Raw genomic sequence first — 26,538 nt, 5'->3', positions numbered from 1 at the left:
TTTAAAAAGACGTGTAAATAATATAATAATTAAATAAAGGAGTTTAATGAAATTAATATTTAACGATTTGCCAATTTGAGCTCACTTACTCATATTAGCCGTATTTTTTGCAATTTTAATTGTAATACTAACTTTTGCACATTCTTTCATTCAAAAAACTGTAAGATTAACAAATTCATATAAACAAGTCCAAATTCAAAAATGAAGCGAAGAAAATAAAGTTGTCAATAAAAAGTATTTAGATGGAGCTAAAAAGATTTTTAAATATATCACTATACCATTTATTATGCTTTCTGCTTGAATTTTTATTTCGATTGTCTTTTCTATTATGGATATAGTATATGCAGCTAGAGAATTAAGTATTAGTGTTTCATTTGATACATCTGCTTTATATACATTAATAATATCATCCAGCTGCATAATAATCACATTAATGTTCATTTTTCATATTGTTATGTATTCTATACAATATGTAAAATTTGTTAAATTACTTAAACAAATTAAAAATAGCAAAATACAATGAAAAGAAAATGCAAAACTATTCACTAAAGCATATGACAATAATGGAAGCTCAACTGACTTTGAACTTAAACATATTGGTGCAAATAGTGACTTCAATAAATTTATGAATAATGGTGTTATAGGATTAGCTGTTAAAGGTGTAAGAGAGTTGTTTGGTCCTAAATTATGAAAATGAAACAAAGAAACCTACAGCGATATTACATATTTTGTATTCAATTTTGAAGATATCGAAGAATTTTTAGTTAATGAAAATGATTCATATGTTAGAACTTGAAAAGAATTAAATCAAAAGTAAATGAAAATCAACTAGATAGAAAATTCTAGTTGATTTTTTTAATTAATAAAACTTTTTAATTAATTGATAAAGTGATTCTACAACATTTGTATCATCAACGTGCATTGAATCAACATTTACATATTGAGTGTCAAATAATGCATAGTATAGAACCTTACCTTCCTTAAATCACTTAGGTAAGATTGCATTTTTATATAATTTTGTGAAATTTGGAAGTCTATATGAGAGTGTTGTTGCTCTGTTTTTGATTATTAATTTGTCTAATTTCATTTTTTTAGGAAATTCTTTAGTTGAAATTTTTGAATAGAAATAATCTGCAAGATTTTTATGTTCTTCTGTTATATCAATAATTTCTCAACCTCTCATTGTTTTATGTCATACACGAGCTACTACAATGAAGTTTTTAAATAATAAATATGAGAAGTATCCATTCATTAAGATTAAAACAATGATAATAAGTAAGTTTGTTATTCTAGTAATACCTTTGTCAGTATTTGTTCCTAAAAAATCTTTTAAAAAATATACTGATGCAAGACAAATTGCAAATACATTAAACATAAATTGCAGCGAAATTAAAACAATTAACATAATGTAATGAAAGTTTCAATATTTATTCATTCTTTCATCAATTTTGTAAGAATTAAAGAATTTTTCATTATTTTGAAAATGTACTGCATTCATTTTTGCATGATTAATGAAGTTTCCATAAGTAATAGCAATAGATGCAAATAGCAATAGTCCTGTACTACTAAATGCAACTGCTAATCAAAAAAATACACTTGACATAAGACTCCTTTTAGTTTATTGATATTTATTTTAATAATTTTACATTATTAAAATTAAAATAAAAATAACTAGATTAATCTAGCTATTTTTCAAAATTATATAATCATTATATTAATGGAATTTCAGCTTTGAATGAATCTCCAATTTTGTTGTTTTTAAAACTTGTAGCATCAAAAATATTTGCATCATAGATAATTACAACTTGTTCTTTTTGTGAGTCATATTTAGCTCATTTACTATCTTCAGGATATACAGCTTCATTTCTATCTTGAGCAATCATTTTTCAATTTGAACCATCTTTATTTAATTCGTCTAATATAGCTTGAACTTTATCTGCCCTGTCGTAGTTAATTTCAGTTAAACCAACTATGTCAAATCCTAATGCTTTAATAATTTTTGAGATTGCTATATATTTGAAATCTCTAGTACTTAGGAATGTTTCATAATCATCAGATGTTCCATAGTTTAACACATTTCAGTGAGCTATACGAAGTGCATTAGCATCTTTTCTATGTAAATCTATAGAATGGTTTGAATGTGGTAAAGTAACATTATTTTTAACTTTAACATCAGTTCACACAGGAGCATGATCTGATAATCTAGCTCTAATTGGTTCTTTAGGTTTATTACTTGTGTAGTAATTTAAGTTCATATCTTCAGACGCAAGCACATTGTTTCTAAATGAACTTCAAATATCAAATTTAAATGCTAATTCAGGCGCATTAACTTGTGTCAATGTTTCTAAATATTGTTTATTCTTGTTCTTAAAGAACATTTTATCATATGGTTGTGAATATACACCATTTGTTCTACCTAATGAAGTGTAGTGAGCCTTATTGTCATCTTCACCTAAATTAGTAATTGTAAATTTATAGCTTTCTGGATAAAGATTTTGAATACTGAAGAAATCAGCACTAATGTTTGTATCACCACCAAAAATAACAAAACTATTATCTTGTGAAATTGATTCAAAATGTCTTGCTACATTTGGTAATCCTAAAAATTCAGAGACTTCTTGAGCACCTGCTGATTTTGGTTTACCATTTGCTGTTTCAATATTGAAGTAGTCTGTATTTATTGATTTTTCATCTTTAGCATTTTTAGCAACACCTGGAGAATCTAAGTGAGCGAAAATTGTTGTGAAGTATGTATTGTCATTTTTGAGTTTAAATTGTGCTCCAAAAGGTGGTCTAACATATACTGTTCTTTTTTCACTATTAATAATGTATCCTTCAGGTTCTTCTGGATTAACAGGTTCTGGTTGAGTTTCAGAATCTGCTTGAGGGTTAGGATTCTTGTTTCCTGGATTAGGATTGTTTGGTTGTGGATTTGTTGGTTCTACAGAAGGATTTTGAGTACCTGGGTTATTTGGTGGAGTAGTTGGTTGTTCAGGAGTTGTAGTTGTTTCTTCTCCAAATAAGAAGACTTGTTCTCCACCTTTGTTGTGTAGTTTATCTCAGAAACGAAGAGTAACCTTTTTATCTTTTTTGTTAAATCTACATCTAATTTTCTTTGTTCTTAATCTTTTATTGTTAGCATCAGTTTCATTTCTATATAAGTCGTGTTTTCTTCTATCGAATCTGAAGACAAATTCTTTAACAGTTCCTTTTTTAACAAAAACATTACCATCATCATCTAATGTTAAATCAAATTCAACTTCTTTTGTGTTGTTTTGATCTAATGATTCTACATAGTTTGTTAATGTTTCTTTTGTATTATCTAATGAAACTGAAACACTGAGAGGTTGAACTGATAATGATGGTGTAGGTTGTTCTGGATTAGATGGGTTTTGTCCATCATCTGGAGTTGCTGGTTTATCTGATTCTGTTGAATTACATGAAACAGCAACGGTGGTGACTGTCGGTATTGAAATAAGTGAAGTTAAAAGTAATTTAAATTTAGTTTGCATATCGTGCCTCCTTAACTTAATTTAATATGAACTTTACATATTTTTAATTGTAATAAATTTACGAAATTTGTTAAGGTTAAATTCAAATTTAATTAATTTTTTTCACATTTTGTGAAAATTAAAAAAGCAAAACCTTTTTAAGATTTTGCCTTTGTTTTTCAACTTTTTTGAATTCTTATTTAATATTTGCATATGGAAGATACTCAGCTGATACTGTGTATCCTGTTGGTAATGAAGTTTGAATTTGACTATTAATGTATTCAACTGATAAGTTTGAAATATCTTTTCTTGAACCAATACTGTTAACTAATTTCTTAGTCGCATTTTCCCCTTCACCTTCAGTTACATATTCATTGCTTGTGTAATAGAATTCTGTGTAAAGTTTAAATACATCTAAGAAGTATCATTCACCTGTTTTTCTATTTTGGAATTCTAATCAGTAACTATTTTCAAGTTCTGGTGAATTTCCACGAATTACTTGGATGTTTGTGATACCTAATGTAAATCCAATTTTTGCAAATAATTCTGCAAATGATTGAACGTTTGTACCAACTTTAGCTTTTCCTTGTAATAACTTTTTGAATGATTGTTCATAACCTTCTTGTAAAGTTACATCTATTGTTGCTTCTAAGTTTGTTGCTCTTCTAGGTAACTTGTATTGATGAGTCATAATTGCATCAATTTCTTTATCAATAGCTTTAGTTTCTTCATTTTCAACACCATTATTTGCTTTTAATAAAGCAATTTTTTGAAGCTCAATTTCTTTTAATCTTGCAATATCTCTCATCATTTTGTCATAAATTGGTTGACAGTGATCAAGATATGCTTGGAATACTTCTCTATCTTTGGCTTTAGTTGTTGATACTTCTAATTTCATTCTAGCATTTTGATATTGACCTTGTAATGATGTGAAGTATCCGTATGCTGTAAGAGGTTCTGTACCAAATCAAGCTAAATATTTGTGTGTTTGGAAGAATTTAAGTGGGTCAGCACTAAATTCAGATGCCTCTTCAGGTGTAAGAGCTGTTTGATTGAACTCTGTAATATTATGAGATGTTATCTTATTAATGTTATCAATTGAAATTTGTTTAAAGATCTTGAAATCATCTGATGGTTCATTTGTATCTGGGTTTAATCCATCAATGAAGTATAAAGGCGAAAACCCTCCTCCAACTCCCATTAATGATTGAGTCATAATGTTTCCATCTTTATCTCTTTTAATTGTGAATGATTGTGATTTTTGTATTAATAAGTTAACAATATTAGAAACCATATCACGTTCTTTAGAAATTGTTGAATCATAATCAAAGTTTAACAATGAACCTTGAATTGTTTTAAAGAATGATTGGAAAAGTGATGAAGAAATACCTGAATTAGTTTTGTTAACTACTGAGAAATTGATTGTGTAACTTCTATCAGCTGCATTTTGTTTAAGAATTCTGCTATTTGAATCTCTTGTTTCATCTTCAATAATAGCATCCATAAATGGAGAATTTTTAAAGTAAATTTTAAGAGCTTCTTTAACATCTTCTAATGAAATGAATTTAGTAGGATCTTCGTTGAAGAAAACAACTTTCATTAATGAATCAATTTTTGAAACGATTGCAATTTGTTTTTCTGAGTAACCTGCATCTTCTAACTGTTTAGCAGTTAATTTTTGAATTGCAACTTTTTCGAAATCTTCAACTTTTTCAGTAGGGTGTTTTGTATTTGTATCTTTTGAAGCGTAATAGTCATTAAGTAATGTTGCAACGCTACCAACTAATGTACGTGCCTTATCTTTTGCATCATTATTTGCATCTTTTAATGTTTCTGAAAATACTTTTTCATCTACTGAAATTGATTTGTGGTTTTCGCTAATTGTATATAACTTATCAGCAACAATTTTTACATCATCGTTTTTAATATCGAATGAATTTTTGAATAAGAAATCTCAGTATGTGAATGTATAAGTCATAACATTACTGTTATCAAGTTCTTTAAAGAATTGAATTAAACCAGGTTTTTGTTCTCATTCTTTAAATTTAGCTATAACATCAGCATCTTTAATTCTCTCTTGTGTTCTTTTTACAAATGAGTTATTGACATCATAGTTTTTAGCAAATTTTACAGTAACATCATCTTCATATAAACATGAGACTGCTGTAAGTGGCATTGTTACAACTGCAGCTGTTCCTAGTAAAAATGAGAAAGCTTTTTTAGAGAATAATTTTTTCATAAATAACTATCCTAGCATTTCAGAATATCTTCAAGATTTAATTCCGGCATATGTTATGACTGAACCCATCAAGAATAATAAGCATGAAAATGCTAAACCTCCTATTGAATAAGCTTTTGTATATTGATATGATTGTAAAATTTTAGCATCTAAGGTAGTTTTGTTAATATCAAGTAATGATTGAACATTATTAATTAAAATTGATAAACCAATAATTGCACCTAATGCAACCACTGTTAATATTGCTCAAATAACAACTTTTGTTCTAACGTTTTTCATATACTATCCTTTAATTGTTGAACCTTGTCTACTGATTGATGCCATAATACGTTTTCTAAAGATTAAGAAGAATAAGAACACAGGAATAATTGAAAGAAGTGATGCAGCTAATTTAACGTTTTGCATTGTGTTTGCCCCTGATTCTGGATCACTTGGATCGAATCCGGCTTTGAATAATCACACTGACATAACTTGTAAGTCTTGACCACCAATTGTAGAAATAAGAGCTGGTCATAAGTATGAGTTTCATGAAGCAAGAGATGTAAGAATAACGATTGTTAATGTTGTTGGCATAACCATTGGGAATGCAACTTTGAATAAGTATTTCATTCCTCCAGCACCATCAACAAGTGAAACTTCTTTAATTCTTCCAGGGATTGCTTCGAAAGCATTTTTATACATAACTGTATTGAAAATACTTGCTGTGAATGGGAACGCAACTGCTAATAAGAATGTAATGTAAGTTTTGTAAAGTTTTGTTTTAAGAACAATTAAGTATTGTCCTGATAATAAGGCAACTTCTGGTAACACAAGTAAAGCAAGGGCAATAAATCACACAAGTCCTTTTCCACGTCAGTTTCTTAGTGAGAATGCATATCCCATTAAGAATGTAACAAAGACCTTAAGTACAACTGAAATAATAACGTTGAACATTGTGAATACAAAGGCCTTACCATAACCTGTTGAGAATGCTCTCTTATAAGTGTTAGCTACAACTTCAGATCATGAAGCAATAACAAGGTGCCCTTCTATGTATGTTTTTCCTTCTGCAAATGAAGGTAAGAATTTAAATTGTTGTTTTAATGATTGAGATTCACCATCGTTCATTAATGAAATTGAGATCATGTAGAAGAATGGGAATAGGATAATAACTCCAAATAATGCAAGTAAGAATAATTTTAATGCTGATGAGGTAAGAACTTTTGAAAATGAAGTCTCTTTAACTTGACTAGCTGACTTCTCTTGATTTTTGCGCAATTTCTTTTGCATCATGCGCTTGTGTATTCATAACTTTAACTCAAACATTTCTTTCTCCTAAGTTATTTAATGTTAACTGCATCAAGAAGAATCCTCCACGGATCATTGATGAGAATATTACCCCGATCACGAATAGCGAGATACTTGCTGCTCCTGCTAAACGTCTGTCACCTGTAGATGTAGCGTAGTACACGAACATCATAAGAGATGAACCCCCGTTGTTTAAAGCGTTATTTGGTTTGTTTTCAAATAATGCTAATGGGAATACTTTAAGACCACCAATAATTCCTAATGTAATTAAGAAGTTAATTGTACTTTTAATTGATGGTAATGTAATTGCGAAAAATTGTTTAACTTCACCTGTTCCATCAATTGATGCTGAACGGTATAAGTTTTTATCAACACCCAACATAGCTGTTGTGAAGATTAAGATATTGAAAGCAAGACCACTTCAAATACCATTAATAATCATAGCTACAAGAGCGTTGAATGTGTAAGGATCACCTGTTGTTAATCATGGAATATTTTTTCCGATTAATTGGTTAACAAGTCCATATGTACTGAATAATTGAATGAATGCTAAAGAAACAGCAACAGCATTTGTAACATAAGGCATGAAGAATACTGTTTGTCAAAATCCTCTAGCTCACTTTCTGTAAAGCTTAGCAATAACTGATGATACTACTAAGGCAATCATCATAACAAATGGAAGAACAAATAAACCATAGATAAATGAGTTTCTAACCCCAACAGCAAAGTATTGGTTTGTGAAAACACTTGCATAGTTTTGTCCTGTTAATGACCCTGTTTCTGTTGTTAATGATTCATAAATGTTAATGAATAAAGGTGTAATTGTGAATAATGATAACAATATAACACCTGGTAATAAGAATAACATCGGAATTCAGAACGGTGTTTTCTTATCTAAAATTGTGTGTGATAAAGTAGATTTTCTTTTCGCTTGTTTTTTTATAGATCAATTAAACAAGAAAGGAAAATTTTCTTGTATAAAACTATGAAACTTATTTCTTGATATCATATTCTATTCTCTCTTCAGATAAAGCATCGAAAATGTGTAATTTCTTCAATGGTACATCGAAGTAAATTTCATCATTTTTAGCAAATGAGTAGTTGTTGTCTAATAAGAAGTTAATTCTTCCTACTCCTTCAACTAAAACAACTAATTTACTTTCTTTTCCGAAGTTTTCTACCACTACTACTTTACCTTTGAACATAGAACCTTGTTCTTTTGATTTAATAATGAAATCTTCTGAACGAACACCAATGTTTAATGTGATGTTGTCTTTATTGTCGTGAAGTTTGATTTCTGGAAGTTTTACGTCAGCCATTGTAACTACACCATCTTTAACTTCTGATTTGAATAATCCCATTTCTGGCATACCAAGGAATCTTGCAACGAATTGGTTTCTTGGTTTTGAGTAAAGTTCCATTGGTGTACCCATTTGTTGAACTCTAGCAGTTGACATACATACGATAATGTCTGAAATAGACATAGCTTCCTCTTGGTCGTGTGTAACGAAAACTGTTGTAATACCTAATGATTGTTGGATTTCTCTAATTCATTGACGAGTTGAGATACGTAATTTAGCATCTAAGTTTGAAAGTGGCTCGTCCATTAAAAGAATTTGAGGTTTTTTAACAATAGCACGTGCAATAGAAACACGTTGTTGTTGACCCCCTGATAAACGAGTAGGTTTCTTTTGTAAGATGTGAACAATTTCTACACGTTTAGCAACTTCCATAACTTCGTTGTGAATAGCTTTTTTAAGACTGATAACTTTCTTAGATAATTCTCTAATTTGTTCTCTGTCTTCATCTGATAATAAAGCAAAACCAATAGTTTTTCTTTCTCTTTTCATTGCTTCTTTAACAGAATATTTGTCTTCAAGTTCTTCAACAATACTGTAGAAGTGTTCTTCAGCTACTTTTGGTAATCTCTTTTCATCAGAAACTAATCCTAAGTATTCTTCATCTTCTTTAATTGTTTTGTTATATTCTGCTTTAGCGTTTAAGTATGCAGCTTTCTTTTCAGCTTTTTCTACTTGGTATCTAGCAATGATTTCTTTTTGTTTTAATAAGAATTTGTAACGAGTTAATAATTTAATAGCTTTTTGTTCTAATTTAATAATTGCTATTCTGTCTTTTAAGACTAATTCACTTAAATCAAGTTGAACTAACTCAGCTGTGAAATCTTGTAAACTATTAATTCTTTCTTGATACTCTTCTTCTGATTTTGGTTTTGAGAATTTAAGAATGCTCTTGTCATATGAAGCTAAGAATTCTGATTGTTTTAATTCATTTTCATTAATTAACCCATTAGCTTTATCATGAGCGAACTTGTATTTAATGTCTTGGATTTTTGTCGCTGAATCTTGTTTTGTTTTTTTGTTAGTTTTAATAACATTCTTTGTTAATACTGAAATTTCTGCATTTTCGTGAACTACTGAAACTGAATAATCAGTATGTGCTTTTTCAAGTTTGTTACTGATTCTTGAGTATGCTTCACTAACTTGACGTGAAATTTCAGTTTTAACTAATTTATAGTTTTTGAATGCTTTATTTAAGTGTTCAATTTCTGCTTCAGAAGCTCCTAATTTTCTTAAGTAAATAGAACGAATTCCATTTTTAGCTTCTTCTTTTTCTAAATAGAATTTTCTTTGTCATTCTGAGTCATTTCTTAATGGGAATGCAATATTGTGGTAAACACTCATGTGTGGGTATAAAGCATAGTTTTGGAAAACAAACCCGATTTTTCTGTTTTGAGGTGTGAAGTCAGTAACATCTTTACCTCTGAAAAGAATTTTTCCTGATGTAACTGTTAATAAACCTGCAATAGCATTAAGAGTTGTTGTTTTACCTGAACCAGATGGACCAAGTAATGTAACTAATTTTCCTTCTGGAATTCTAAAACTAACATTATCAACAGCTAATGTTTCACCGAAGTCAATGTTTAAGTTTTTTAATTCAATAGCAGGAATAGAATCAACATCAGTTGCTTCTAATTCTGAAACATATTGATTAATTTTACGAATATCTGCTTCGTGAGCTGATGAAAATGTTGTATTTTCTTTTTGTTTCATTTTATCCTTTCTTAATAAGAAAATTTAAAAACTAAAATTGCTTAAATCAATATTGTTAATTTTATTAATTCTAAGCCTCATTATTTTTTTGTAAGATTTTGTAAAGTTCCTCAAATGCTTGTCATTTACTATTTCTTTTTGCTATATAAACATATTTTTCAATTTGTTCTGCCTGTTCAAAGTAGTGGAAAAATCCTAATTTGTTTTCACGAGCATGGTTAAATGCTAATGCAATTTCTGGATAAATGCTGTTTACGTAGTTTGGAGAAGTTTTTGGTTCATTGTAATTTGCTTTTCAGTTAGCAAATGAATCATATGGTAATGTTAATCCTTCTCTTGTAATCTCTGCGTTATATGAATATCCAAAATCCTCACCAAAGAATATATCTGCAGTTAATCTACCATATGAGTCAGAACCAGATGTGAATCCGATTTTAACTTCATTTTTAACATTATAGAATTCTGAATTTGGATCTTCATTAAATAAGATTTGTTTTCCAAATTTTGATGATAATAATGCAAATCCATATTCGAATGGACAAGATAAAGTACTTGATACAGCTTTTTCTGGTGTGTCAATTCCTGAATATCTAATTGTGTATTTTGATCCTTTTGTTATAGAAGTGTTAATCATTTTCTTGTCTTCTAATGCTACAACAGTTGCTGTATCACCATCTGATACGCTAATAACTTTAGCTCTAAATGAGTTCATATCAATGAGTTTGTTGTTTCAATCGATAGATAATTTTTTCATTTTTGAATAAGATGGTTGTACTTCGAAATCAGACAATTTAGGTGTAATTGTAGAAGAAACGTTTAAACCGCTAGCTTGTGCTACAGTGCTAAATTTAGGCACTTTTCATAATTGACCATCTAATTTAATTGAAACTTCGAAATTAAAGTTAATTAATACAGGAATAGATGTCATATTTTGTAATAAAGTTTCTCTATTTGGTAAATCTTGTTTGAAATAATCACTTTTTGTATTTAATCCCATTGAATATGGATTTTTTTTATCTATTTTTACAATAACTTCATATTTTTTGCCTGCATTTATATCATTAATAAAGTATGTATATTCTATATTAATAAATGACTCTTCATATGATACAGCTGAATTAGAAGGAATTAAATATTGTGATTGTTCAACTATTTCAGGGTTAATGCTGAAACCAGAAGTCATCTCGTTATTAAGATCAGCACCAATAACATCTTTAATAGCATCAACAGCTTTAGCGAATTCAACTCTTGAATCTATAGATTCAAATGCCGGAACAACTTGTGCTGTTTTAGTAAATTTATTTTTTTCAAATTTTAAAGCAGTTCGAACAGGACCACCCACTTCTACATCCACTATGTTAGTACCCTCTTGAACTTTAACAACAGTAGCTTTATTTTCGTAACCACATGAAACACTCATTGCAATTGGTGTTAATGATAATGCTGAACCTAATACTAAAGGTATTAATTTATTTTTTAGCTTCATGTTTCTCCTTAATTTAAAAGCAAAAATATAGTTTTAACATAATTAAAACTATATTTTCATTTGTTTTTTAATGTATGAGAATTTTTGTTATTTAACTGTAGCGTTTCTAATAAAGTCCTCAAATGTTGGTTTTGCATGTGAAGGATCTGCTTTGTTTGAATCGATTCCTGCTTGTAATGAGTCTCATGCTCCTTGGACTCCACTTCTGAATGAATCAGCAAAAATTGACCCTGGTTCTTCAAATGTTACATATGGAACTTCATCTGCATCTGTTGACTTAGCAACGTTTGAGAATAATTCGAATGCTGTTTTTAAGTATGGGTTAAGTTTTCCTTTTGTAGGGAAATCTGTATTCTTTTCAAATCCTTTGTAAGGAAGGATGTATCCCATAGCACTTTGGAACATGTCACGTGGTGTTAAGTTTTCTGCAATAACTTCTTCTGCTCCACTGTTACCTTGAATTGTGAATCTTTCATATGTAGTTTCTGATGTCATTAATCAGTTTACAAATAATTTTGTTGCAAGATCACCTGCTTCAGTTGTATGAACACCGATCATTGATGGTCCTTGTACATAAACAACATTATATGGATCTTCAGAAGTTCATCTAAGTGGAACTGGTTGAGAAATTAATTCCTCTTTACCTAATAATTCAAGAGCTGTAGCTACTTTAATTGTGTATCCCATTGCAGTTAATTTAGCAACAAGAGCTTCGTCAGTGTTTTTAAGTGATTTGTTATCAACTGAATCTAAAAGTAAAATACCATAGTATTTTGTGCCATTTTTCTTTTTCAATTCAGCAACTGGAACGTTTTGTGCTTTAGCTTTTTCAATAATTTGGTCGCTACCATCTTTGTTAATTATAATTAATGATGCTTTTGGTAATGCTTGATCTGTTAATGCATTAGTAAATGTTGTTTCTTCAGCTGCATTAACAAATTGAAGTTCATAATTAGCATTTTTACCATTAGGGAATGTTGCTTCTGATGCACTGTGGATTGCATTTTTGTATTTTCCGAATGCTAATTTTCCAGATTCTAATTTTGATAATAAAACTAATCCTGGAGTTTTCTTGTTTTCAGAAAGTTTTAATGAGCTTCCTTTTTCATCGATTGTAACTGACGCACCTTTGTTAAGGCTGTTAATTAAATCTGATGATTCACCTGAAACATAGTTGTGTGAATATCCAGCTGTTGAACCGATTGAAAACGCCATGTAGTGTTTTGTTTGGTCATTTGATGAATATTGACCACCAGGATAGATTTTTAATCCTCCTGTTTCAATAGCAGCTTTTGTTTTGTTAAAGATTTCTTGTGTTTTTACATAAGCTGATGTACTTTGTTTACTAAGAACATCATAGTTAATAGATAATTTTCCAGCATTTCTTGATACTGATTCAATCATTGCTGCTGAAGCTTGTTTAAGGGCATCTTCTTGAGTCAATGTTGTTCCAGCTGATTTAGCTGCATCGACTTGATCTTTAAGTAAAGCACTATATAAAGCTTGGTTGTATAAAGCTGTATAGTCGTCTACTCCAAATACGTGTAATGTTGAATTTGTTGCAGCTGAGTTTACAAATAATTTTTGTGCCATAGCTGCAAAATCAAGTAATTCAGCATATGAGTTAAAGATTGCTTTACTTAATTTTTTAACATTACCACCTGTTCCTTTGTATTCGTTAACAATTGTTTCAACGTTTGCAACAGGTTCTCCTCAGATTTTCTTAACACCTTCACGGTCTCCTTGACCTTTTGCTTTAATGTTGTTGTATTCTTCTTGGAAATCTTCTGCAACTTCCATACCTTTTTCTACTAAAGTATCAAGAATGTATGAAAGAACCGGTGCGTTAATTGCGAAAATTGTTGTTGATTTAAACGCAGGTAAAATTCATGTTGATGGTAAATCAATATGCTCTGTTTGGAAGTTAGAAGTAATGAATTTTTCTGAGAATTGTGATAAATCTGTACTTGCTGATTTTAAGTTATCATTAAAGCTTAAAAGCATTTTTGCTTTTGCTAACTCTGAAGCAACTGTACTATAGTTTAAGATAAGGTTCATAAAGTCTGAGTTTTGTCTTGATGAAAGACCTTTTGTAACAATATCTTTACCAGCTGAGTATCCTGAACCTAAACGTTTTAGTCCTACTGGTAATGAACCTTTAAGTTTTGGCGCAACTTCTGTATTGTATTTTTCAACTAAAGCTGCTAAAGCTTTTTGTTGAACACCACCATCTGAGAATGTGTGACCAATAAGAATTTTGTCACCAACTGTAATTGTGTAAGGTTCAGCTGATGACATGTTAGGTGCTTCATTGTTTAAAATTCTGTCACCTAATGTTGAACCATTAATTTCTGCTCCATCTTTTTCTTCTTGAGTAAATGTTTCACCAGATGCGCTTACACTGCCTTCCTTACCACAAGAGATTGAAATAACTGGAGCTGTAAGAGCTAATAAAGCTGCTCCGTTAATCAATAATTTTTTGAATTTTGTCATTTTATCTCCTATATTGAAATAAAAATTTGAATAAATTTAAATTGTTTTGTTTAGATATTTTTGTTATGAGATTCTATTAGAAATCAATATACACAAATATTTTTTACGAATATGAATGTGAAAATTTCTAATTTCTAAAATTGAAAAAAAGTCAATTTAATTTCTGTATATTAGATTTCGTATTTATTATAAATAAATAAATAAATTTATTTATAAATATTTTCAAAAATTACTTATTTTTTTCACATTTTGTGAAAAATTAAGAAAAAAATAATTCCACATGTGGATAACTTACACGTGGAATTGAAATTTTAGTCTACTTTATTAAATCATTCAAGTGCAGTTGTTACATCACCTATCTCACCGATGATTGTAATATTGTCATCTTTATGTAATGTAACATCCCCTGTTGCACGTTTGAAAACCTTATCAGCTGATTGAATCAAAACAATAGTGATACCCTTTTCATTTAAACCAATTTCTTTAACTTGTTTGTTAAATAAGTTTTGGTTCTTAATTTTTGTTGAACCAACAACAAAGTTTCCTCCAATTTCTTGAAGTGTTTCACTATATCTAATAAAGTTTTTGTTAGCTGCAATTAATGCTGTTCTTGTACCTGATTCAAACTCAGGACGAATAATCACGTTAACACCAATTTGCTTTAAAACTCTTGCATGACGTTTTGTTGATGCTCTTGCAATAATGTTTTTTACTTTAAGTTCTAAAAGTGCAGCAACAATTTCGATGTTGTCTGATACAGCAACAACAACGGTTTCCATTTGGTCAATACCAATAGCTTGAAGTGTTCTTGTATCAGCTGCATCACCAATGATAATTTTGTCAACTTCATCTGCGTAAAGTTTCGCATTTTCATCATCTTTATCTAAAATAACAACGTCTTTTTTAAGTTTAATTAATTGATCGATAACAGCTTGACCGAATCTTCCTGTTCCGATAACTACTATTTCATTTTCATATTTGAGTTTCATATTTTCTCCAATCATTAACCAATGATAATGTCAGCTTCAACATATTCATAGGTACGACTAAAATCTTTTTTACGTTTTCAAACATTAAGTGTTGAACTAATTCCAAATTGCCCAATGAACATAACAATAATTAATGTTAATTTTGAAACTATATTTAAGTTTTTTGTAATTCCTGATGATAAACCAGTTGTTCCAAAGGCACTTGCTACTTCGAAAATTAAATTTTCCATTGAGAATCCTTCATTAGGGTCTTGCAAGAATGAGTTTTCGATTTTTCCACCATAATCTTGGAATGAACTGAATAGAATCATTGAAGCAATAAGAATAATAATTGTTGCAATTGTTAATATTTTTGCAGACATATTAACAGTGTCTTGGTTAATAGCTCTTTTGAACACTCTAACTCTTGGTCTACCAAATAAAATTCTATATAGACCTAAAATTATAAGAGCTAAAGTTGTGGTTCTTATACCTCCACCGGTTGATGCAGGAGCTGAACCGATTATCATCATAAAGATAAACACAAAGGTTGAACCGTGTGTAAAATGTTTCATATTTACAGTAGCAAATCCAGCACTTCTTGTTGAAAGAGATGTGAAGAATACTGCAAAGAATTTATCAAATGTATTTCCGTATAATTGGCCTTTTTCAATGTATTGCTTAAGGTTTGAGAATTTTTCTAATTCTAAATCTTGCACATTTGCACCTTTTGAGAATCATTCAATGTAAGCTTTGTGAGTTTCATTACCAACACCCACAGGTAAGTGATATTGATTTCACAATGAATATGGATTTGAAGATGAAAGTTCAAATCCTAAGGAAATTCCAAATCCAATTAGAAACACAATTACATAAGTTGTAAGTGAAACTTTGGTGAATATTGAAAATTTAAATTGTGTATCCTTTCTTCTAAGTTTGTGTTTTATATAAGACACAATGTCATGAAGAGCCGGATAACCTAATCCACCAATAATAAGTAAGATAATAAAGCAAATTTGTAAGAAGTAATTTTGATAATACGGCATAAGTGAAGAGCTTGATATAATATCAAAACCAGCATTATTGATTGCTGATATAGTATGGAAAATTCCATATTTTAAAGAAAGAACAAAATTACCTTGAGGATTTTTGAATGAACCATCAGTTAAAATTTGTTTCATTCCCTCTGTATGTTTTGGTGTTGTGAAATAGAAATAAAATGTAAGAATAACACTGAATAAACAAATACAAATAAAAATAAATTTAACTGATGAAATAATTAATTTTGTAGTCTGTGTTACATCAGATACACCCCGTTCAGTTTGCATAATTTTAATTTCAGCAAGGGTGGATGTTTTTTTACCAAATAAGTAGTTAATGGCAAAAAACTTAAGTGCAAAAATACCAATTCCACCAGCTAAAATCAAGATAGCAATAATTGCTTGACCTAAATCATTTCACTGGCTGAATGTATCAACAGTCACCAGACCGGTATCACTAAATGCACTAGCTGTTGTGAAAAATGCATCAATGTATTTAACACGTGCAGCTTCAGGATTTTGTGCTATTGGTGAGAACAAAATCAAACTGGAAACTAGAATAATCAATAAGTAAATAAATAATAAATACTTAAGTTTTGATATGTTGTTTTTTCAATATCAAAACTTTCTAATTAATTTTGCTAATCTCGAGTTCTGAATCCTTAACTTGATACTATAAGAAGTCTTACTCAAAATTCCTCCAAACTTACATTATTAAATGTAATTTAATTATATTAAATTAAAAAAATTCATTATTAAAATGAATTTATTAAATTATTTTTTATTTTTTTCAGCATTCATTGATTTCATAATTTGACGAATTTGTGTTTCTGATGCTGTTCTACCCATTTGTTTGAACATTACTCTAATCATTTTTTCATTGATAGGTGGGTTTTCTCTAAGTTGTTTTTCAAACATTCTTTTAGCAATAAAGAATGTTACTAAAGCAGCTGCAATAACTACAAATATTACAACAGCAATAATCATCCCAACAAATGCTCCAGTTTGCATTTCAACCATAATTATTCTCCTTAAAATAAATTTTGTAATGAGTTTTAATAATTAAATTAAATATATTTTATTTTATCATAGTTTGTCTTTTTAAAATCTTTTAAAAAGTTAACCAATAAATCTTTAGCAGCTATTAAATCAGAAATTGAGCAAACACCAATAGGGCTATGTAAATATCTTTGTGGAAGTGAAATTGTTAAAGTTGCAGCTCCACCTTTTGCAAATTGAAGCTCATGAGCGTCTGTACCTCCACCCATTGCAACAAATTTGTAAGCTGGAATTTTATATTTAGCAGCGACTTCTTCAAAGAATTTAACTAATTTTGTATCCATTAATGTTCCACCATCTTTAATTCTAAGAGCAGCACCTTTAAATAATTCTGTTGTTCCTGGAATTACATCTGGTGTATCATGTGAAGAAGTTGTATCAAGTGCTATTGCAACATCTGGATTAACAAGTGCAACTGAACTTCTTGCTCCTCTTGTTCCAACTTCTTCTTGAACTGTTCCAACTAAATATAAATCAACATCTAGATCTAAATCAGCAACTTCGTTTGCAATAAATTCTAAAACAGTTACACCTGCTCTATTGTCCATTGCTTTTCCACCAATTAAATCAGGATTATCAAATAAAATAGTTTCTCCACTCATTTGAACTCTATCACCAATTGTTACTCCTGCTGCTATCGCTTCTTGTTCATTTTTAAATCCGAAATCAGCATAAAGTTCATTATTAGTCATAGCTTTTGAAACTTTAGAATTTTCCATAATGTGAATACTTGTGTGTCCGAATACACCTAAATATTCTTTGTTTGGTGTGATTAATTTAGCTTTTGTTCCAATGACTGTTGAAGCTCAAATTCCACCAATTGGACTTAATAATAATTGTCCTGTTTTTTCAATTCTTCTTACAATGTAACCTACTTCATCCATATGTGCTGCAATCATAACTTTTGGAGCAGATGGATTTTTAGATGGTTTGTGAAAAATGATTGAACCTAATTTATCTCTTGAAATTTGATAAACTGATGAAATATTTTTTCTTAATTCATCTGCTACAGGTTCTTCGTATCTTGACATAGCTTCGATTTCTAAGTATTTAATTAATTGGTTTTTAAATTGTTCTTTGTTGTTCATAAACACCTTCTGATTTGTAAAAATAGCTTTAAAATAAAGTTAATTTAAATTATATAAATCTTTATAAATTTTTTTAATTTTGTTTTATAATATTTTTACTAATTGCGTGAGTGGTGAAATTGGCAGACACGCTAGATTAAGGCTCTAGTGGGGCGACCCATGCAGGTTCAAGTCCTGTCTCGCGCACCATATGACACTAAAAAGTGTCTTTTTTTTATTTTCTTTTTGTACAAAAGTAAAAAAAGAAAAATCGCCATTATTGTAGCGATTTTCAGAACAATTAAATTAAACCATGATTTTTTAAAGCAGCTTCAATAGCTTTTACTGCTGCTTCTTCATCTTCTCCGAGCACTTTAACTGTAATTTCAGCTCCGTGTTTAATTCCTAAAGCCATAATGTTCATGATTGATTTTAAATTAGCTTCACGTCCATTGTAAATTAATTTAGAATCTGATTTGAATTTTGTAGCTGTTGAAACAATTAAAGTTGCTGGTCTAGCATGTAAACCAATTGGGTCAATAATTTTAGCTGTGAATTCTTTCATGTTTTCTCCTTTGTTCCTTTGTAATTGATTTTAATAAAATGCTATTTAAAAATTTAACAAAAATAAAATTAAAAAAAGTAGTTTATCTAACCAAAATATACTCTTATTATATCAATGGTTTAGTTATATCAAAAACAAATTTCTTAAATAGATTACTTTTTTTCTTATTTTTACAGTTTTTTTTCATATTTTCAGATTTTTTATCATATTCATCAAAAATCTGAATTAGTTTCTGGACTGATTTTCCTTCAAAAACATCCATTGTTTCATATTGTGAAAACATACTTCTACTGTCTCAGTTAGTTGTTCCAACTCAAGCAATTTTGTCATCAACTATCCCTGCTTTAGTGTGTAAAAAATGGTCATCATAAATTTTTACCTCTAAGCCATATGGGATTAATTCTTCAAGTTGAGATAAACTGATTTTATAAACCAGCTTCTTATCTGGCAACCCTGGGAAGTAAATTGTGATTTTCACATTATTTCTCAATGCTAAAATCAATTGTTTTTTCAGTGCATTAGTAACTGAAAAATATGGTGTGCAAATACGAATTGACTTTTTAGCAGTTGCAATTAATTTTAGTCATAAAAATTCTGATTCTGAATAGTCAAAATTAGGTGATTCTAAAATTAAAAACGAATTATTTTCATATTCTTGATCACTAGTATCAATAAATAATGAACTTCTAATTTCAATATTTTTATTAGTTATTATTTTTCAAAACTTAATAAAATGAATTATATATGTATTTATATATGGACCTGTAATCTTATAGTTAAGATCAATTCAGTGTCCATATTTTTTGGACATTGATGAATATTCATCTGAAATGTTGTTTCCACCTGAGAAAACCATCTTGTTATCTATAATAATGAACTTCTCATGGTTTCTTGAGAAACTACTTGCATTAATAAATGGATAATAAATTTTTCCGATATAGGCAAACTCAATGTTTGGATGTTTAGATAATTTAGATAACTTTCTTTTTTGTGATGGCATAGCTCCAAAATCGTCAACAAGTCATTTAATTTTCACACCTTCATTAGCTTTTTTAAGTAGTAAGCTTAAGAAGTGCTCTGAGATTTCTGATTTTTTAATTATGTATGTAATGATGTAGATTGTTTTTTTTGCATCATTGATTCCATTAAATAAGTGATCATAGAATCTATATCCTTCTTCATAGAATTCAATGTTCGCAGGCAGAATAACATTATTATTAAGATTTGTAAGCTCTGTTAAATTATTACTTTTATAACTTAATTGATTTTGATTTTTCATAAACAACGGAACATATTGTTTTAAACAGTACATCGGATTCTTATTAACCTTAATTTCATTTTTATTTTTTCAATGGAAACCATAAACAATAAAAATAACATGTCCGATTATTGGTAATAACATCGTTAAATAAATTCAAGAAAATTTGGACTCATGTTGCTTCTTTTGACTGTAAATAACAAAGACAAAAGTCACATTAATTACATAGAACAAGAAAATGAAAAAATATGAAACTTCTTTGTAAATATTAAGCACTAAAAACGATACAAAAACAACAGTTAATGTAACAATGAAAAATGCAATGATAAATGAAATTAATCACTTTAAGTTATTTTTAGTAATCATGATTTAATTTTATATCATTTTATTCTTTTTGTCCTAAAAAATAGCACTTAAAAAATATTTTAATCACAAAAATAAATTTGGTTTTGGTATAAAATAAACATTATTTTAAATAATTAAAATTAAGACAAAAAGGATTTATGAAACAGCAGAATTTACTTAGAAAACTCAAAGCTTGATCAGCAATTATTATAATTGCTTTAATCTCAATTTTCACCTTTACTTTAGTCGGTGTAAAAATGAGTAACAGATTTAAACCATCCTTCTTTAATTACAAGTCTTATATCTCAAATGAGAATAGGGATAAAATTCAAGAAAACTTCTCTTACAAAACATTTGATGAAATTAACGAATTCACAGTTGCGCTTGTAAACTCAAAAGCAATTGCTGGAATTGGAAGCGATTTCCAAGCAGTTAATTTAATCAAAAAAGACCTATTAGCACCAATTGATTTTAAAAAGTTGTTAAATTTATCAGAGAAGCCTGATAAGGAGTTGCTTAAAAACATCTTGCAAACTATTTACACACCTATTGTGTTTGAACATTTAGCAAGTTATGATGAAGATCTAAAAACAGATCAATCAGGTAAAAAATATGAGGAACCAAGACACTTATGAGAATACTTTGTTCCATACTTTATGCAAGATGCAGTAGTTGCATTTAACACAAAGAAACAAAAACAAACTAACGGTGTACAACCAATCACAAAAGAATTGTTAGATAAAAATAAAACAGAATTACAAGCTAACGGAACAAACCTTGAAGAGTTCGGTTCACTTAGTTTATATAACCAATTAAATACATTGTTTAATAATGGATATTCTAACTTAACTATTACAGATGCTGTTAGAGCTAATATGTTATATGGCTCATTTTATGACTTTAAACCTACCGGTGTAGTCTTAAACACAAATAACGATGTTACTAAAGATAACTACACAAAGTTTATCGATAACTTCTATTCACTTGTTCAAAAAGGTACTGGAAAAAATCCAAATGATAGCAAGTACATCACATATGATGGTGATGGTCAAGGTATCTTGAATAAATTAATTAATCCACAGTATCCAGAAGCTGACTCAGCTGTTATGTATAATGGTGATGCGCTGGATGCTTACTTCTCAGATAACAACTATGAAGATGTTGAAAACGGAACAGTACAATCATTTAAAATTGCACAAAACATCTTACTTATAGATGGATTGGTAGTTGCTAAAAACACATCACAAGGAACTCTTGATGAACTTTATGAAACATTAAATTCATCAATTTATTCAAATATGGGTGAGTTATATAGATTCACAAAACAATTTAAAAATGATATTCAAGAAGGTCTAAATAATTATTCACTTAAAATGTATGATGAATATATTGATTTAGTGTTCAGAGACTACTATACAGATTTAAATAAATATAATGATTTCAAGAGCCAACTACACGAGCTTTATAAAGCTACATTAATTGATATCAATACACTTAGTTCATATAAAGCAAAAGTTGAAGAATTATTTAGTATTCAAGAAACTAAAAATGTTTTTGTAAGGTTGATTCAAGATTTAAATAATGAAGATCCTGAAAATGCAGTCGATATGAATGATGAAGATGAATTTAAGAAAAAGATTGAGTTTATAGTAAATCACATCGATTTTGCTAATAGTAAATTTGTTGAAATAATGAATGAAAAATACTTACAACTTAATAACTTCGACTTTGTTAACTATACTCCTCCAACAAGATTTGAATATGAGTTAGTTAAAAGAAATTACTTCATTACAGATGACAATGAAGTAGATAATAGTGCATTATACATTTATCAAATTGAAAATGATCCAAACGAAAAAGTCACACACACTAAGATAAATGGTGTAGATGACAACTTATCTTCAAAAATCGGAATTGCATATAACCAAAAATTCAAAAGCTAAAAATATAGTATAATAGAAAAGATTTTTCACTTATATTTAGAAAAAGGGAGGATTTATGGCTAACATTAAATCTAAAGTTAAAAGTATAGCTAAGATGGAAAAAGCTCGTGTTAAAAACGCAGCTATGAAATCAAGAGTTAAAACAGCTATACGTAAAGCTAGAGAAGCTGTTTTAGCTAAAGATGCAAAAGCTGCTGAATTAGTTGCATTTGCTCACAAAACAATTGCTAAAGCTGTTTCTAAAGGTGTTTTCCACCCAAATAAAGGTGCTAGAAAACGTTCACGTTTAGATGAATTTGTAAACAAAAACAAATAGTTTAAACATCATAAAAAAAACGGACTAATGTCCGCTTTTTTATTTCTCTTTTTCACTTTTACAATATTGTGCAAGTTATAAAAGTTTTTTAGTACATAATTTTCTTATTTGTTTTTGCAATATTTCCCATTTGAGAAACAGCTCTTTTAAGTTCATAATCTCCACGATATAAATAATCAACAATAGCTTCAGCTAATCCATCTTGAAGCACATCTGATGTGTAATATTTTGCAAATGATTTTGTGTATTGGTCAGAATTATCCATTGCATATGAATATCCTGATAATTTAAACATTGGAATGTCATTTGGACTATCTCCAATTGTCATGACATCAGCTAAATCAGCATTGAAAACGTTTTCACATAATCATTTCATACCTGAACCCTTATTTACACCAGGATTAGACATTTCGATATATAAATAATCAACATTAACTAAGTCTAATTTAATATCTGATTGATTATATAAATCAACAAATTTTTCTAATTGTTCTTTCGTTCCATAAGCTTCAATTCTGTGTAAATCAGCAGGAATAGTTCCATCTGTAATTCACTTATCATATTCATTAAATGATGTTAAAAACTCATAGATATCATCGTGAACATTGTATAAGTAGAATTGATTAACACCTGCATAATATAATGTAACATCAGCTTTGAGTGCTAAATCTCAAACCTTTTTAGCTTCATTAGGATCAATTATTTCAATGTGCAATGGTTTTTCTTCTTGCATATCATAAATAATCGCACCACTTGAACAAGATAAATATCTTGAATTAAGTTCTCTAGCTAAACGTTTGATTTTTTCTAAAACAGGATTACCTGTGTTGATTACAAATGGAATATTTTTAGATGATAAATCTAAAACTTGTTCTTTTACTTTTTCTGATAATTTTTTATGTGGAAATCCGTAAATTGTTCCATCCACATCACTAAAAACTGCAAATGATTTATTCATGCGAATATTATAAATTAAACTATCAAAATATAGCTAAAAATAATATTTTCAATTAAAATATATTTCATGAAAGATATTATTAAATATTTAAACAAAAGACTTAAGCATGATAAGAAAAAACTGCTTACTTACAAAATTATTGATATCAGTTTTTCTATCATAATTGCACTGCTTAATATTTCATCAATTATCATAGCTGCAATTGCACTTTCAATCATTGTGTCACATGGAAAAACAAATGGAAATGTTGAATTACAAAGAAACTCATCATACATTTCAGTTATCTTACTTTGTGTGTTTATGATTATTCTATTCTTCTTAAACATTGGAATAGCTATTTATCGCAGCAATACTAAGATCTCAACTTATAAGAAAGTTTATGAAAGCTTGGAATATCTTGAAATTAAGTATGCTAATGGTTTAATTTCAGAAGACAACTTAATTAAGTTCATTGACTATATGTACACTGAAGCTAAATCATTCAAGAAATTAGTAATCTTAGAAGTTATTCAGGATGAAATTACCTCACCATCAGGAGGTAAGAAATAATGAAAAAGAAAAACATTACATTGAATGCTTATTTCAAGCTTTATAGAGAAACAAAACTTAAGCTTATTGTGTATTCAGTTCTATATTATTTACTAAATGCATCAATAATCTTGTTTACACTTTTAAACGGTGTGATAGCAATTTTATTCCTTGCAGGAGCATCTTCTTATTATCCTGACGGTATGACTAATCCGTACATAAGTTTTTTAAACTCAAATAGTAACTACATTATCTTGTTAACAATTGTTAATGCAATAATCACTTTTACTTCAGGTATATTATCATTCTTTGTTATTAATAAAAAAGCAATCTTTTACCAATCTAAAATTAAAGCAATTCAACTTGAGCACCTTTTATACAAATCTAAATTACACATATATAAGGATTTAAATAATAAAGAAGCAAACTTTACATTATTTAAAAGAACAATGAGCATATTAGAAATAGACAGATATAAATCAAGCGACATTGAAAAAGAGGTTAATAATGGACAAAAACAAAACTAAATCACAAAAGAAAAATAAATTACAAATCAACAGCATTAATGATATTGATAAGGCCAAAAATAGAGTTTATTTTAAATACATTACAAGCAAAACTTTATTTACATTATTAAACGTTATTTCTATTTTCTTGTCTGCTTCAATTATTGTTCTAAACTTATATTCAATTAGATTTAATATCTTGCCTGATAAAACAATGGACTTGTTTGTTGCGATTGCTTTATTCTCTGTTATCATAACAATGCTCGTATCAATTCAAAGCTTCTTGGCTATAACAAACAAGACAAACGAATATAAAGATAAGATTTCAAGAAATGTTGAATTCTTAAAAGAGTTTAAAGAACAAACTCAAATAACTGATAATGATATCGAAGTTATTAAGCAAATTATTGAATAAAATGGATGAATGAAACTGAATTAAAAAAGTTTCATTCATTTTTTTATTTCCCTTACACATAGGAATAAAAAAATCATAGGTTCCCCTATGACTTATAAATTAACTATTTTTCAATTTTAATTTTAACACTTGGTCCCATTGATGCTGAAACTGTTAAGTTTAACATATATGTCCCTTTAACAGCTGCAGGTTTTAATCTTTTAATTAATGAGATTAATGTTTGTGCATTTTCTACTAATGCTTCAGTTGACATACTTGCTTTTCCGATTAATGAGTGTACAATACCAGCTTTGTCTGTACGGTAGTTAGCTTTACCTTTTTTAAGTTCTTCAACAGCTTTTTCAGGTGTTGGAGTAACTGTACCTGTTTTAGGGTTTGGCATAAGACCTTTAGGCCCTAATTTTTTACCATATTTTCCTAATAAAGGCATCATAGCTGGGTCAGCTACCATAACATCGAAATCAAATTGATCTTCTTTAATTCTTTGTTCTAATGCTTGTGCATCAACAACAATATCTGCACCAGCTTCTTGTGCAGCTTTTTGTTTTTCAACATTGTTTGTAGCTACTAAAACTCTGATTGATTTACCTGTTCCGTTTGGAAGTAATACAGCTCCACGTAATTGTTGGTCTGCTTTACGAACGTCTAAGTTTAAGTTAAAAGCTAAATCGATTGAAGCGTCAAATTTTGCGTAAGAAGTTTTTTTAGCAAGCTCAATAGCTTCAGCTAAATCGTAAGCAACTGTTCTGTCAAATGCAGCTCTAGCAGCTTTTAAATTTTTAGAAACTCTTTTAGCCATAATTATTCTGCTCCTTCTTCGTTGTGTTCGTGTGAAATAACGTTAACTTCGATTCTTTCACCTTTTGTTGCAACAAGTTCTTCAGCTTCTTTGTTTAATTCAGCTTCTCTAGCTTCAGCTTTTGCTTCTGCTTTAGCTGCAGCAGCAGCTTCTTTTTTAGCTTTAAAAATGTCGTCGTATCCTTCAACTAAAACACCCATTTGTTTAGCTGTACCAGCAATTGTAGCCATAGCAGCGTAAACATCATCTGTGTTTAAGTCAGGTAATTTATATTCAGCGATTTCTCTTAATTGGTCTTTTGAGATTGTAGCAACGATTGTTGTTTTAGCGTTTGAAGCACCTGATTGAATTTTTGCAGCTTGCTTAATTTTGTATGAAGCAGGAGCTGTGAATAATTTGAATTCGAATGATTTGTCTTTGTAAACTGTAATTTGTACTGGAACTGGTTCGTCCCCTCTATCTCTTGTAGCATCGTTAAAAGCTTTTGTAAATTCTGGCATGTTAACACCAACTCCAGCAAGAGCTGGACCTGGTTTAGCTTTACCAGCAGGGAATTGCAACTTAGCAATACGTTGAATTTCTTTTTTTGCCATAAACTCTGTATCCTTTCGATATGGTGGTCAAGCGATATTTCTTATATCTCCCACATTAATTTGGCAATATTGTGTATATTGCTTTTTTATTATAATAAAAAAAATCATTTT

Annotated in this window: 24 protein-coding genes and 1 tRNA gene; 7 read left to right on the top strand and 18 right to left on the bottom strand. The window is 29.1% G+C overall.

Annotated elements, in window-relative coordinates:
• Window positions 1–46 precede the first annotated feature (46 nt).
• A complete protein-coding gene (locus VBN07_RS00430) occupies window positions 47–817 on the top strand; it encodes a hypothetical protein (protein WP_323177372.1) in 771 nt (256 codons plus the stop codon).
• Between the two features lie 42 nt (window positions 818–859).
• Here the strand turns inward: VBN07_RS00430 and VBN07_RS00425 are convergent, their stop codons facing one another.
• The 13 genes from VBN07_RS00425 to VBN07_RS00365 all read right to left on the bottom strand — a co-directional run bounded on the left by VBN07_RS00425 (window position 860) and on the right by VBN07_RS00365 (window position 18,222).
• Complete coding sequence (locus VBN07_RS00425; RefSeq protein WP_323177371.1) at window positions 860–1,603, bottom strand: hypothetical protein; 744 nt, start codon at window positions 1,601–1,603, stop codon at window positions 860–862.
• Between the two features lie 106 nt (window positions 1,604–1,709).
• The gene (locus VBN07_RS00420; RefSeq protein WP_323177370.1) at window positions 1,710–3,512 is read right to left on the bottom strand and encodes a hypothetical protein; all 1,803 of its coding nucleotides are present in this window, start codon (window positions 3,510–3,512) and stop codon (window positions 1,710–1,712) included.
• A gap of 175 nt (window positions 3,513–3,687) precedes the next feature.
• The gene (locus VBN07_RS00415; RefSeq protein ID WP_323177369.1) at window positions 3,688–5,730 is read right to left on the bottom strand and encodes a hypothetical protein; all 2,043 of its coding nucleotides are present in this window, start codon (window positions 5,728–5,730) and stop codon (window positions 3,688–3,690) included.
• A 6-nt stretch (window positions 5,731–5,736) separates the two neighbouring features.
• On the bottom strand, window positions 5,737–6,009 hold the full coding sequence (locus VBN07_RS00410; RefSeq protein ID WP_323177368.1) for a hypothetical protein: 273 nt from the start codon (window positions 6,007–6,009) through the stop codon (window positions 5,737–5,739).
• A 3-nt stretch (window positions 6,010–6,012) separates the two neighbouring features.
• On the bottom strand, window positions 6,013–7,002 hold the full coding sequence (locus VBN07_RS00405) for a carbohydrate ABC transporter permease (protein ID WP_323176522.1): 990 nt from the start codon (window positions 7,000–7,002) through the stop codon (window positions 6,013–6,015).
• On the bottom strand, window positions 6,959–8,026 hold the full coding sequence (locus tag VBN07_RS00400; protein ID WP_323176521.1) for a sugar ABC transporter permease: 1,068 nt from the start codon (window positions 8,024–8,026) through the stop codon (window positions 6,959–6,961). Before VBN07_RS00400 ends, VBN07_RS00405 begins: the two co-directional genes overlap by 44 nt.
• Window positions 8,010–10,088: an ATP-binding cassette domain-containing protein gene (locus VBN07_RS00395; protein ID WP_323177367.1), complete on the bottom strand. Its 2,079-nt coding sequence runs from the start codon at window positions 10,086–10,088 to the stop codon at window positions 8,010–8,012. The genes VBN07_RS00400 and VBN07_RS00395 overlap by 17 nt, the downstream gene beginning before the upstream one ends.
• 70 nt (window positions 10,089–10,158) lie before the next feature.
• Window positions 10,159–11,574 carry a hypothetical protein gene (locus VBN07_RS00390; protein WP_323177366.1) on the bottom strand — a complete coding sequence of 472 codons (1,416 nt, stop codon included), beginning with the start codon at window positions 11,572–11,574 and terminating at the stop codon, window positions 10,159–10,161.
• Window positions 11,575–11,661: 87 nt separating this feature from the next.
• Window positions 11,662–14,067 (bottom strand): P68 family surface lipoprotein, encoded by a 2,406-nt coding sequence (locus tag VBN07_RS00385; protein WP_323177365.1) that lies wholly within the window; start codon window positions 14,065–14,067, stop codon window positions 11,662–11,664.
• Between the two features lie 311 nt (window positions 14,068–14,378).
• Window positions 14,379–15,056 carry a TrkA family potassium uptake protein gene (locus tag VBN07_RS00380; RefSeq protein WP_323177364.1) on the bottom strand — a complete coding sequence of 226 codons (678 nt, stop codon included), beginning with the start codon at window positions 15,054–15,056 and terminating at the stop codon, window positions 14,379–14,381.
• A gap of 14 nt (window positions 15,057–15,070) precedes the next feature.
• The gene (locus tag VBN07_RS00375) at window positions 15,071–16,768 is read right to left on the bottom strand and encodes a potassium transporter TrkG (RefSeq protein ID WP_323177363.1); all 1,698 of its coding nucleotides are present in this window, start codon (window positions 16,766–16,768) and stop codon (window positions 15,071–15,073) included.
• 81 nt (window positions 16,769–16,849) lie between these two features.
• A complete protein-coding gene (locus VBN07_RS00370) occupies window positions 16,850–17,095 on the bottom strand; it encodes a YneF family protein (RefSeq protein WP_323177362.1) in 246 nt (81 codons plus the stop codon).
• A gap of 47 nt (window positions 17,096–17,142) precedes the next feature.
• Window positions 17,143–18,222, bottom strand: coding sequence for a M42 family peptidase (locus tag VBN07_RS00365; protein ID WP_323177361.1), 1,080 nt, complete (start codon window positions 18,220–18,222; stop codon window positions 17,143–17,145).
• A 104-nt stretch (window positions 18,223–18,326) separates the two neighbouring features.
• On the opposite strand from VBN07_RS00365, the gene VBN07_RS00360 reads away from it, so the two are divergent.
• Window positions 18,327–18,411: transfer RNA gene (locus VBN07_RS00360), tRNA-Leu, on the top strand.
• Window positions 18,412–18,502: 91 nt separating this feature from the next.
• Here the strand turns inward: VBN07_RS00360 and VBN07_RS00355 are convergent.
• On the bottom strand, window positions 18,503–18,766 hold the full coding sequence (locus VBN07_RS00355) for an HPr family phosphocarrier protein (RefSeq protein ID WP_257088861.1): 264 nt from the start codon (window positions 18,764–18,766) through the stop codon (window positions 18,503–18,505).
• A 106-nt stretch (window positions 18,767–18,872) separates the two neighbouring features.
• Window positions 18,873–20,390 (bottom strand): phospholipase D-like domain-containing protein, encoded by a 1,518-nt coding sequence (locus tag VBN07_RS00350; RefSeq protein ID WP_323177360.1) that lies wholly within the window; start codon window positions 20,388–20,390, stop codon window positions 18,873–18,875.
• A 137-nt stretch (window positions 20,391–20,527) separates the two neighbouring features.
• On the opposite strand from VBN07_RS00350, the gene VBN07_RS00345 reads away from it, so the two are divergent.
• On the top strand, window positions 20,528–22,312 hold the full coding sequence (locus VBN07_RS00345; protein WP_323177359.1) for a hypothetical protein: 1,785 nt from the start codon (window positions 20,528–20,530) through the stop codon (window positions 22,310–22,312).
• Window positions 22,313–22,367: 55 nt separating this feature from the next.
• Window positions 22,368–22,628 (top strand): 30S ribosomal protein S20, encoded by a 261-nt coding sequence (gene rpsT, locus VBN07_RS00340; protein WP_257088867.1) that lies wholly within the window; start codon window positions 22,368–22,370, stop codon window positions 22,626–22,628.
• Between the two features lie 88 nt (window positions 22,629–22,716).
• On the opposite strand, the gene VBN07_RS00335 is transcribed toward rpsT, so the two are convergent.
• The gene (locus VBN07_RS00335; RefSeq protein WP_323177358.1) at window positions 22,717–23,586 is read right to left on the bottom strand and encodes a Cof-type HAD-IIB family hydrolase; all 870 of its coding nucleotides are present in this window, start codon (window positions 23,584–23,586) and stop codon (window positions 22,717–22,719) included.
• A 66-nt stretch (window positions 23,587–23,652) separates the two neighbouring features.
• Here VBN07_RS00335 and VBN07_RS00330 point away from each other — a divergent pair, with 66 nt between their 5' ends.
• Genes VBN07_RS00330 through VBN07_RS00320 form a run of 3 tightly spaced genes read left to right on the top strand, consistent with a single transcriptional unit; the run spans window position 23,653 to window position 25,035 of the window.
• Entirely contained in the window at window positions 23,653–24,135 is a 483-nt protein-coding gene (locus VBN07_RS00330; RefSeq protein ID WP_323177357.1) for a hypothetical protein, read from the top strand.
• Window positions 24,135–24,641: a hypothetical protein gene (locus VBN07_RS00325; protein WP_323177356.1), complete on the top strand. Its 507-nt coding sequence runs from the start codon at window positions 24,135–24,137 to the stop codon at window positions 24,639–24,641. The genes VBN07_RS00330 and VBN07_RS00325 overlap by 1 nt, the downstream gene beginning before the upstream one ends.
• Window positions 24,622–25,035, top strand: a complete 414-nt coding sequence (locus VBN07_RS00320) for a hypothetical protein (RefSeq protein WP_323177355.1) — start codon at window positions 24,622–24,624, stop codon at window positions 25,033–25,035. Before VBN07_RS00325 ends, VBN07_RS00320 begins: the two co-directional genes overlap by 20 nt.
• Before the next feature lie 103 nt (window positions 25,036–25,138).
• On the opposite strand, the gene rplA is transcribed toward VBN07_RS00320, so the two are convergent.
• Both rplA and rplK read right to left on the bottom strand, forming a co-directional pair.
• On the bottom strand, window positions 25,139–25,834 hold the full coding sequence (rplA, locus tag VBN07_RS00315; RefSeq protein WP_257088879.1) for a 50S ribosomal protein L1: 696 nt from the start codon (window positions 25,832–25,834) through the stop codon (window positions 25,139–25,141).
• Between the two features lie 2 nt (window positions 25,835–25,836).
• Entirely contained in the window at window positions 25,837–26,427 is a 591-nt protein-coding gene (gene rplK, locus VBN07_RS00310) for a 50S ribosomal protein L11 (protein WP_323176510.1), read from the bottom strand.
• Between the last annotated feature and the right edge of the window lie 111 nt (window positions 26,428–26,538).

This window comes from Mycoplasma sp. 4404, assembly GCF_034863325.1.
In the GTDB taxonomy this organism is placed as follows: domain Bacteria; phylum Bacillota_I; class Bacilli_A; order Mycoplasmatales; family Metamycoplasmataceae; genus Mycoplasmopsis.
Note: the sequence above shows the minus strand (reverse complement) of the source record. Positions and strands in the feature narration are given on the sequence as shown.